Raw genomic sequence first — 8,587 nt, forward strand, 5'->3', positions numbered from 1 at the left:
ACGATCGAGCGCAAGCGCTGATGTCGCGGGTCGTCCAGCGCGATCATCGAGCCGAAGAATTCGGCGACCTCCGGCGGTTGGTCGTTGATCGTGATGTTGGGATACGAGCTGAAGATCTCCGGATGCCGGCTGGCGTAGAAGACGTCGTCGAATTTGGTCAGCGCCCAATGCCCGCCTCCCACTTCGAACCCCGGCTGGACCGGTTCGGCCCAGAATGAGATCGGCGCCTCGCGTCGCAGGGCGGCAAACGCTCCGTCGCGAATGTCGTCGTCAAGCGCCCAGAAATCCCAAGAGCCGAGGTCGATGTCGGCAAGCGGCACCTCAGGCGGCGCGGCGCCGTTGACCCGAGTCGCAATACCCATGGCGACTGCCCTCCTCGATGAGGGAATTACTGTCGCGAGCCTAACCGCCGACGCCCAATCCTGAAGGCGAAGGCAGTCGACCGTTCATTCGAAGTCCGGTCCGATGGAGCGATCCAGCGGCTCCCCGGGCCGATGGTTGGGCTCGGCTGCGATGCGGGTCCAGCCGCCCGCTGGGTAGTAGTCCGACCAACGTCCGGGAGTCGCATAGTGAACACCGAGCACGCCGCCGTCCAGGAACTCGTAGACGTCGCCGTCCCCGCAGTCCGCGGGATCGTCGTCACTGCCGAGCCACAGTTTGAAAGCCATATCCGCGAGTATCCGCCACCGAAATCGCGGAAACAGTGTTCTGATGCGTCAGTGCGAGCAGGATGCTCGCGCCGGCGTGCCCGTGGCCGTCGTGTTGCTCACCACTGTGCCGTTGATCGAGATCGTGCAGGTGATTGAACCAGGGCCTTGTGCACTCAGCACATACACCAGACCGACTGGTGACCTGAATTGCTTCGTCCACGGCAACGGCACATTCGGTTCGTACTGCTGGTGATAGTCCACCTCGTAGGTGATGTATTCGGCCGCGCCCGGGCTACCGCTGACTTGGTAGCGAACCGTTTCGTTAGTCGGCGGGGAAAGCGGGCGATCCGCTGTGGCTTGGCCGGCGGCGGCTCCGCCGACGGCGGCAACGGCCGAGAACGCGACGGCTATCCCGAACAAGATCGAGGCCCCGGTGCGATGCTTGCTCCACGGCCCCTGTGGTGACGGTGGATTGGTCATAGTGGTGTTACATGGTGGCACGACGCGCCGCGGTATCAGCATGTTTTCGCAAAGTAAGCCAGCATGACCGTCCCGGCCAGGAAACGACGGGAAGCCGAATGTCGGCGAAACCGACGGTAATCAATCTACGAACGTCACTGCCGCCAGTGACCCGCGGTTGAACCGGCGTCGCCCGACCGCCGTAGACGGTACTGGGATGCCGCGCCTTTTCACCGTCAAAGGAGCTGATTGGTGACACAACCACCGAAACGCTTGGGGCCCGTTCATGTGCGCAGACGCGATGTCTTGGGCGGCGTTGCCGCGGTCGGCGCCTTGCTGACGGCCGACCTGGGCGCGCTGCTTGACGCCAACGCCTGGGTGGGTCCTACGCGGTTGACGCCGCAGGTGTTCATCGACGGTTTTGCCAAGGTATTCGGCCGACAACTGGGCTTCCGCAAGAACCACGCCAAGGGCGTCGCCGTTGCCGGCTACTTCGACAGCAACGGCAACGGCGGCGAGCTGTCCAAGGCGGCGGTGTTCCGGCCCGGGCGCACCCCGGTGATCGGTCGCTTCTCGCTGAGCGGAGGAAACCCGCAGGTGGCCGATGCGCCCGCGGCGGCGCGCGGGCTGGGACTGGCTTTCGGATTCCCCGGCGGACAGCAATGGCGCACGGCGATGCTGAATCTGCCTGTGTTCTTGGACAATTCGCCGCAGGGCTTCTACGACCGGCTGATCGCGTCCGCTGTCGTTCCGGCGACGGGAAAACCCGATCCCGCGGCAATGTCGCGGTTTCTCGCCGCCCATCCGGAAACCAAGCGCGCTTTGAAGATCGTCGAAGAGCATCCGCCGACAGTGGGTTTCGCCGACAGCACCTATCGCGGACTGCATGCGTTCTACTTCGTCAACGAGTCGAACCGACGGACACCGGTGCGGTGGTCGCTGATCCCGATGCAGCAGGCGCTGCCGGCGTCGTCGGGACCTAACGCCCTGTTCGACGTCCTGATCCGCCAGCTGCGGTCGGGGCCGCTGGGGTGGCGGCTGATGCTCACCGTCGGCACAGCATCGGATCCCGTCCGCGACGCGACGCTGCCATGGCCGGCCGATCGTCGGACCGTCGACGCCGGGCAACTGACGCTGACCTCGGTGGCAACCGAAAAGCGCGGCAACGCACGCGATGTCAACTTCGATCCGCTGATCCTGCCCGACGGCGTCGAACCTTCCGACGACCCGCTATTGAGTGCCCGGTCAGCTGTCTACGCGGCCTCATACCGACGCCGAACCGCCGAAACCGCGCACCCACCCGCGGTCGAGGTGCCGCGATGACCGCAGCCGAAGCGTGTCGATACACCCGGTTGACCAGGTTCTTGCATTGGCTGATGGCCGCTCTGGTGTTTGCCGCATTGTTCATCGGGTTCGTCATGGTCAATTCGGTCAGCGATTACGCCCGGCTGGTCGTCGTTCACAAGACGCTCGGCGTGACGATTTTCGCCGCCGTGGTGATCCGCGTGATCAACCGACTGACTCATCGAGCCCCGGCGATGCCGTGCACGGTGGGGACGCTGGAACGCAGACTTGTCGTGGTTTCCGAGGTGTCGCTGTATGCGCTGCTGCTGACCCAGCCGCTCATCGGGTGGGCCATGCTGTCGGCCGGCGGAAGCCCGGTGGTCGTGCTCGGATCCGGGCGCCTTCCCCGCATCGCGCCGTTTGACGCCCACCTGTTTTCGCTGCTGCGCCAGGCACATTCGGTTGTCGCGTACGCGCTGGTGGCAGTGATCGCCGCGCACGTTTCGGCGATCGTTCTGCACACGGTGACGCTGCGTGACGGGATGCTGTCCCGGATGACGTTCGCGCTGACTCCGGCCCACCGCGCGGGCCGTCCGCTTAGGGTGATCGGGGGTGGTGAGACGGAAGGCGGCTGATGTCCAAACGCATCGTGGTGTGGGGTACCGGCTTCGTCGGCAAGCTGGTGATCGCCGAGATCGTCAAGCACCCGCTGTTCGAGCTGGTGGGCGTCGGCGTCAGCAACCCCGCCAAGGTGGGCCGCGACGTCGGCGAGATCTGCGGGCTACCCGAGCCCGTCGGCATCACCGCCACCGACGACGTCGACGCGCTGATCGCGCTCAAGCCCGACGCGTTGGTGCACTACGGCCCGACCGCCGCGCACGCCAAGGACAACATCGCGCTGATGACCCGGTTCCTGCGAGCCGGCATCGACGTCTGCTCCACCGCGATGACGCCCTGGGTGTGGCCGACCATGCACCTGAACCCGCCCAGCTGGATCCAGCCGATCACCGAAGCCTGCGAGCTGGGCGAGTCATCGTGTTTCACCACCGGCATCGACCCCGGTTTCGCCAACGACCTGTTGCCCATGACGCTGATGGGCGTGTGCTCCGAAGTACGCAAGGTCAAAGCATCCGAGCTGCTCGATTACACCAACTACACCGGCGACTATGAAAACGAGATGGGCATCGGCCGCGAACCCGAATTCCGGCCGGTGCTGCGAAACCCCGACGTGCTGATCTTCGCCTGGGGCGCCACGGTCCCGATGATCGCCCACGCCGCCGGCATCATGCTCGACGAGATCACCACCACCTGGGCCACGTGGGTGACGCCCACTGAGCGCAAGACGGCGAAGGGTGTCATCAAACCAGGACAGGTAGCGGCGGTGAGGTTCACCATCAACGGCATCTACCAAGGCAAGACCCGCATCGAGCTCGAACACGTCAACCGCATCGGTCACGACGCCGCGCCCGACTGGCCGAAAGGAACCCAGGACGACGTGTACCGAGTGGACATCGACGGAACACCAAGCATCCTCCAGGAGACCGCCTTTCGGTTCACGGACGGCTCCGGGCGTGACGCCGCCACAGCCGGATGCCTGGCCACCGGGATGCGTGCGCTCAACGCAGTCCCGGCCGTCAACGACTTGTCACCCGGTTGGGTCACCGCGCTGGACCTTCCGCTGATCGGGGGCGCCGGCACCATTCGCTGACGCGCCCGTGCAGCGCACACCCGCGCTGCCTATAAATTGGTGCCCGGTGTGCGGCCGCGCGCCCGACAGGCCACGACTGGATAGGACGAGATGGCAAACGGAGAACGCCCGGCGGTAGGCCTGTCGATAGGCGCCACCAACCTGGCGGCGGTCACCGCCGACCGTGCCCTCACCCGCAAGCCGGTACTGACGCTGTATCGGGGCCGTCCGCCCGAAGTCGGAGTGCCGTCGGAAAACCCGAACCTGACCGAGCCGGGCCTGGTGATCACCGACTTCGTCGAGAAGGTCGGAGATCCGGCCGGGATCGTGGCATCCGACGACTCGACACACCGACCCGAAACGCTGGTCGCCGACGCACTCCGCGCACTGGCCTACACCGCAACCAGCGGGCGCGCGCTGCCGGAGGCCGTCGCGGTGAGCTACCCGGCGCACTGGCCGCCGGCCGCGGTCGACGCGTTGCGGGGGGCGTTGAGCCGGGTCGCCGAATGGTCACGTGGCCCGCAGCCGGTCGTGCTGGCACCAGACGCGGCCGCGGCGCTGGTCGCGCTGCAAGCCAATCCCGGCCTGCCGACCCGCGGGATCATCGCGGTGTGCGACTTCGGCGGCACCGGTAGCAGCCTCAGCCTGGTCGACGCCGCCAACGGTTACCAGCCCGTCGCGCCCACTGTGCGACACAGCGACTTCGCCGGTGACCAGATCGACCAGGCGCTGCTGAACCATGTCGTTTCCAAACTGTCGGCGGAGGGTTCGTTCGACACCGCCGGCACGTCGGCGATCGGCTCGCTGACGCGGCTGCGGGCGCAATGCCGAAACGCCAAGGAGCAGCTGTCGTCCAGCACGGTGGCCACCCTGTTGGCCGAGTTGCCGGGGTTCAGTGGCGACGTTCAACTGTCCCGGGCCGAGCTCGACGATGTGATCCGCCAGCCGCTGGACGGTTTTGTAGCCGTGCTCCGACAAAGCATGGAACGCAACGGTATTGACGCTGCCGGTCTCGCCGGAGTCGCCGCGGTGGGCGGCGGAGCCAATATGCCGGCCGTCACTACGACACTGTCGCAGCAGCTGCAAGTTCCGGTCATCACGGCACCGCGGCCACACCTGACGGCGGCGATCGGTGCAGCGTTGCGGGCCGCACGTGGCCCCGCCGACGACAGTCCAACGGCAGTGGCCCCGACCATGGCCGCGGCGTTGGATCCCTTCGCGGAGGCGGCGGATCCAACGATGATGGCCGAGGCCGCGCCGGAGTCGGGCGGCGCACCGCCGCTGGCGTGGTCGGAGGCCGACGACGATTCGGGCATCATGCCGATCAGCACCGGCGAGTACCCAGCGCCGTACAACGTCAGCGCGACGACCGCGCGGCCGCGGGTCGACCGCCCGGAAGGCCAAGTCGAAGCCCGCCGGCCCGTCGTCCCGTGGTATCGCCGGCCGGCAGTTCTAGTCATCGGAACGGTTCTGGTGGTGCTGGCGTTGGCCGCGGCGATCATGATCGCGTTGCGGCACACGTCCGGCGGCGGCGCTCCGACGACGCCATCACCCAGTGTCAGCACGACGCCCGAGTCGCCGGGAAGCTCCGCTCCTGCGACCGATACCTCCAGCACCGAGACCACGACGGTAACCGAGTCGCCGTCGACTCCGTCGTCAACGGAGTCGAGCACCCCACCGCAGTCGTCAACGCAGCCGACGACAACTCAACCGACGACTACCCAGACCTCCACCGCAACAACGACGCAGGCGCCGACGACGACGTCGGCTCCAGCGCCGGTGGTGCCGCCTATCCCGAGAATTCCCGGCGTTCCGGGATTCCTCCAGCCGGGGCCGGGACCCGGTGGACAAGCCGGCTAGTTCGACGGCTCGCGCTGCTGGTCGGGGCGGTCCTTGTCGGCCGCTTCCGCGGTCTCCTTTTGCTCGCTCTCCTGCTGGTCGCCGTCCTGCTGGTCATCCTCCTGGGAGCTGTCATCCGCGAAGGGGTGTTCGTCAGGGTCGCCGAATTTGGGGTTGCCCTCGTCGTCGAGCCACTCGTGGACCGCAGTGCCGGTGATCGTCTTGTCGGTGCCGGGCATCACCGCTGTTGGGCGGTCTTCGTAGGCGCTCGCCATCCGCTTGACTTCTTTCTTGCCCTCCTCGGACGGCTCCGGCCGATCTGAGTCTTCCTTGCCCTCGTCGGACGACTCCGACCGATCAGAGTCCTCTTGTGGCTGCTCGGCGTCTTGTGGCTGCTCGGCGTCGTCGCGTGCCTCGTCGCGCTTTTCGCCGTCGCCTTGTTCGCCCTCGTGAGCGGTCATGATCGTGTCCCCCTGTCGAGTGATGACACTTGCCCGGCCCGAGGTGACGTTACCCGCTGGACTCAAGCCTCAAAACGATTCGGCAGTTTCGGGTGTGCGGACGCGCCGTCGGGGCAGTGGTTAGTTCGATTTGTGATAGCTGACGCCGGTGAGCTGTTCGGAGATCTCCCACAATCGTCGGCTGTCAGCGTCGTTGCGGGCGCGCGCGGGCACCTTGGCTGCCTTGACGCCGCCGCCGGCGAGCTCGTAGATACCCCGAGGTCCGTAAAACGCGCCACCCTCGGCGTTCGGCGACACCGCCGCAAAGAGCGCGGGCAGGATTCCTTCGTCGATGTCTTGCCACAGGAACGGCGTCAGCTGCCACGACAGCTTGTACAAGCGTTCCATCACCGAGGGCTTGGAGCGACCGTGCGACGGGCCGCTGATCTGTAGGTTGGTTTTGGTCAAGCCCGGGTGGGCGGCGTTGGACACGATGCCCCAGCCGGCCTCGCGGCTGCGGCGGTCGAGCTCGCGGGCGAACATCAACACCGCCAGTTTCGACTGACCGTAGGCCTGCATCGGCGCGTACGACTTCTCGAACTGCAAGTCGTCGAAGTGGATCTTGCCGCTCTGCCGCGCGGCCAGGCTGCTCAGCGAGACGACCCGTGCATGTTCGGCGGCACGCAACAGCGGCAGCACCCGCCCGGTCAGCGCGAAATGCCCGAGATGGTTGCTGCCGAATTGCAGTTCGAAACCGTCGGCGGTGGTGTCGCGTTCCGGTGGGGTCATCACGCCGGCGTTGTTGATCAGGATGTCGATCGGGCGGCCCTCGGCGTTGAGTTGCTCGCCTAGCGCTGCGACGCTGGACAGCGACGACAGGTCGAGGTTTTTGATGGTCAGCTTGGCGTCGGGTACCGTCGCCCGGATTTGGGCGATCGCCGCCTCGCCTTTGGCGCGGTTGCGGATCGCCATGACGACGTCGGCGCCGGCCGCGGCCAGCCGACGCGTCAGCCCGAAACCGAGGCCGCTGTTCGACCCGGTGACGACGGCGAGTTTTCCGGATAGGTCTGGCACGGTGACGTCGAGTTTGGTGGCCATGGGTGCTCCTCGTGTGTGGATGGGGCGAACCATAACGCCGCACACGCGTGGCCGCACCAAAAAGGGGTGGCCGACGTCGGGCGGTGATGCGCGGCCAACCGTGACAGACTGCGGCGATGACCGGTGCAAAAGCCGCGACCAGGTTCGCGGTGATCATGTCCATCGTCACGCTGGTGGTGGGCGTCGTCGGCCTCATAGCCACCCTGATGCTCAACGCGTTCGTGCTCGACAAGTACGACGCCTACGGTGAGGTGCCCGTCCCGGGGTCGGGCAGCCTGCGGTTGCCCGCCGGCGAAGTCACGGTCAGCTTCCACACCCGGGTGATCAGCAGTCCGAGCGGCAGTGGCCTGCCGGTGCCGCGGCTCACCATGACGCTCATCCCGCCCGCCGGAGTCGCGGACCCGGCTGTGACCGAAAGCTTCGGCAGCACAACGACAATCAACAATGACGCACATCGGCGGGTGTGGCTGGTGCAGGTTCCCGTCGAGGGCACCTACTACGTCAAAGCCAGTGGGCAAGTCGGCGGATTCATCAGCCCACGACTGGCATTCGGGCAGCGTAGTTCGCACGGCCAGCTGGTGTGGGTGTTCGCCGTGTTGGCCGCGCTTGGCCTGCTGAACCTGGTTTGCGCGCTGTGGTGGTCGGCCCGGGTTCGGCGGCGGCCACAGCGGGTAGCGACCGGCCAGCCGGTGACTGCAACGACGTCGACGCCCGCCGCCTTGTACGCCCCCAGCGACGAAGGCGTGCGCGTCGAGCAACTGAAAAACTTGGCGGCACTGCGCGATTCGGGTGCCTTGACCGAAGCGGAGTTCGAGGCGGAGAAACGCCGCATCCTCGACGGACGCTAGCTCGTTGCCCGGTCACCGCGAGCTATCCCTCCGCCGCGAGCGGGCGTGTTTGCACGCCGACACGCCGCTACGGCCGGCATTTTGCGCCCGCTCGCGGGAGGGGGTCAGTGCCCGTTCGCGGGAGGGTTAGTGCCCGCGGGCCACCCATTCGTCGTAGTGGACGATCTCACCGCCGACGGTGGTGGTGTCGCCGTGTCCGGTGTAGACCACGGTGTCGGCGGGCAGCGCGCCGAGGCGATCCTTGATCGACGCCAGGATGGTCGGGAAGTCGGAGAACGAGCG

The 8,587-nt window shown here is 66.7% G+C and carries 9 protein-coding genes and 2 pseudogenes; 5 read left to right on the plus strand and 6 right to left on the minus strand.

Annotation, left to right across the window (positions count from 1 at the left end):
• From VFA16_RS14330 to VFA16_RS14340, 3 genes and pseudogenes are all read right to left on the minus strand, one after another.
• A pseudogene (locus tag VFA16_RS14330) lies at positions 1 to 362 on the minus strand (cytochrome P450); the annotation flags it as partial.
• A gap of 84 nt (positions 363 to 446) precedes the next feature.
• Complete coding sequence (locus tag VFA16_RS14335) at positions 447 to 668, minus strand: hypothetical protein (protein WP_324968459.1); 222 nt, start codon at positions 666 to 668, stop codon at positions 447 to 449.
• A 48-nt stretch (positions 669 to 716) separates the two neighbouring features.
• Positions 717 to 1,130 carry an MmpS family transport accessory protein gene (locus VFA16_RS14340; protein WP_324968460.1) on the minus strand — a complete coding sequence of 138 codons (414 nt, stop codon included), beginning with the start codon at positions 1,128 to 1,130 and terminating at the stop codon, positions 717 to 719.
• A 231-nt stretch (positions 1,131 to 1,361) separates the two neighbouring features.
• Here VFA16_RS14340 and VFA16_RS14345 point away from each other — a divergent pair, with 231 nt between their 5' ends.
• The 4 genes from VFA16_RS14345 (at position 1,362) to VFA16_RS14360 (ending at position 5,940) form a co-directional block, all read left to right on the plus strand.
• Positions 1,362 to 2,432, plus strand: a complete 1,071-nt coding sequence (locus tag VFA16_RS14345; protein WP_324968461.1) for a catalase family peroxidase — start codon at positions 1,362 to 1,364, stop codon at positions 2,430 to 2,432.
• The gene (locus VFA16_RS14350) at positions 2,429 to 3,028 is read left to right on the plus strand and encodes a cytochrome b (RefSeq protein ID WP_324968462.1); all 600 of its coding nucleotides are present in this window, start codon (positions 2,429 to 2,431) and stop codon (positions 3,026 to 3,028) included. The genes VFA16_RS14345 and VFA16_RS14350 overlap by 4 nt, the downstream gene beginning before the upstream one ends.
• Entirely contained in the window at positions 3,028 to 4,101 is a 1,074-nt protein-coding gene (locus tag VFA16_RS14355) for a dihydrodipicolinate reductase (protein WP_324968463.1), read from the plus strand. Before VFA16_RS14350 ends, VFA16_RS14355 begins: the two co-directional genes overlap by 1 nt.
• A gap of 90 nt (positions 4,102 to 4,191) precedes the next feature.
• Positions 4,192 to 5,940, plus strand: a complete 1,749-nt coding sequence (locus tag VFA16_RS14360; protein ID WP_324968464.1) for an Hsp70 family protein — start codon at positions 4,192 to 4,194, stop codon at positions 5,938 to 5,940.
• Here VFA16_RS14360 and VFA16_RS14365 read toward each other — a convergent pair.
• Together VFA16_RS14365 and VFA16_RS14370 are read right to left on the minus strand one after the other, a co-directional pair.
• A complete protein-coding gene (locus tag VFA16_RS14365; RefSeq protein ID WP_324968465.1) occupies positions 5,937 to 6,380 on the minus strand; it encodes a hypothetical protein in 444 nt (147 codons plus the stop codon). The two genes, VFA16_RS14360 and VFA16_RS14365, sit on opposite strands and share 4 nt — an antisense overlap.
• A gap of 120 nt (positions 6,381 to 6,500) precedes the next feature.
• Positions 6,501 to 7,457 (minus strand): SDR family oxidoreductase, encoded by a 957-nt coding sequence (locus VFA16_RS14370; protein ID WP_324968466.1) that lies wholly within the window; start codon positions 7,455 to 7,457, stop codon positions 6,501 to 6,503.
• 116 nt (positions 7,458 to 7,573) lie between these two features.
• Here VFA16_RS14370 and VFA16_RS14375 point away from each other — a divergent pair, with 116 nt between their 5' ends.
• Positions 7,574 to 8,305 carry an SHOCT domain-containing protein gene (locus VFA16_RS14375; RefSeq protein WP_324968467.1) on the plus strand — a complete coding sequence of 244 codons (732 nt, stop codon included), beginning with the start codon at positions 7,574 to 7,576 and terminating at the stop codon, positions 8,303 to 8,305.
• Between the two features lie 126 nt (positions 8,306 to 8,431).
• On the opposite strand, the pseudogene VFA16_RS14380 reads toward VFA16_RS14375, so the two are convergent.
• Positions 8,432 to 8,587 (minus strand): annotated as a pseudogene (locus VFA16_RS14380) (MBL fold metallo-hydrolase); the annotation flags it as partial.

The sequence above is a fragment of the Mycobacterium sp. genome (genome assembly GCF_035653355.1).
Lineage (GTDB): Bacteria > Actinomycetota > Actinomycetes > Mycobacteriales > Mycobacteriaceae > Mycobacterium.

What these genes read in the sequence shown, in the direction of transcription:
- VFA16_RS14335 (WP_324968459.1), bottom strand. Translation starts at nt 668, where the DNA reads ATGGCTTTCAAACTGTGGCTCGGCAGTGACGACGATCCCGCGGACTGC.
- VFA16_RS14340 (WP_324968460.1), bottom strand. Translation starts at nt 1,130, where the DNA reads ATGACCAATCCACCGTCACCACAGGGGCCGTGGAGCAAGCATCGCACC.
- VFA16_RS14350 (WP_324968462.1), top strand. Translation starts at nt 2,429, where the DNA reads ATGACCGCAGCCGAAGCGTGTCGATACACCCGGTTGACCAGGTTCTTG.
- VFA16_RS14355 (WP_324968463.1), top strand. Translation starts at nt 3,028, where the DNA reads ATGTCCAAACGCATCGTGGTGTGGGGTACCGGCTTCGTCGGCAAGCTG.
- VFA16_RS14360 (WP_324968464.1), top strand. Translation starts at nt 4,192, where the DNA reads ATGGCAAACGGAGAACGCCCGGCGGTAGGCCTGTCGATAGGCGCCACC.
- VFA16_RS14365 (WP_324968465.1), bottom strand. Translation starts at nt 6,380, where the DNA reads ATGACCGCTCACGAGGGCGAACAAGGCGACGGCGAAAAGCGCGACGAG.
- VFA16_RS14370 (WP_324968466.1), bottom strand. Translation starts at nt 7,457, where the DNA reads ATGGCCACCAAACTCGACGTCACCGTGCCAGACCTATCCGGAAAACTC.
- VFA16_RS14375 (WP_324968467.1), top strand. Translation starts at nt 7,574, where the DNA reads ATGACCGGTGCAAAAGCCGCGACCAGGTTCGCGGTGATCATGTCCATC.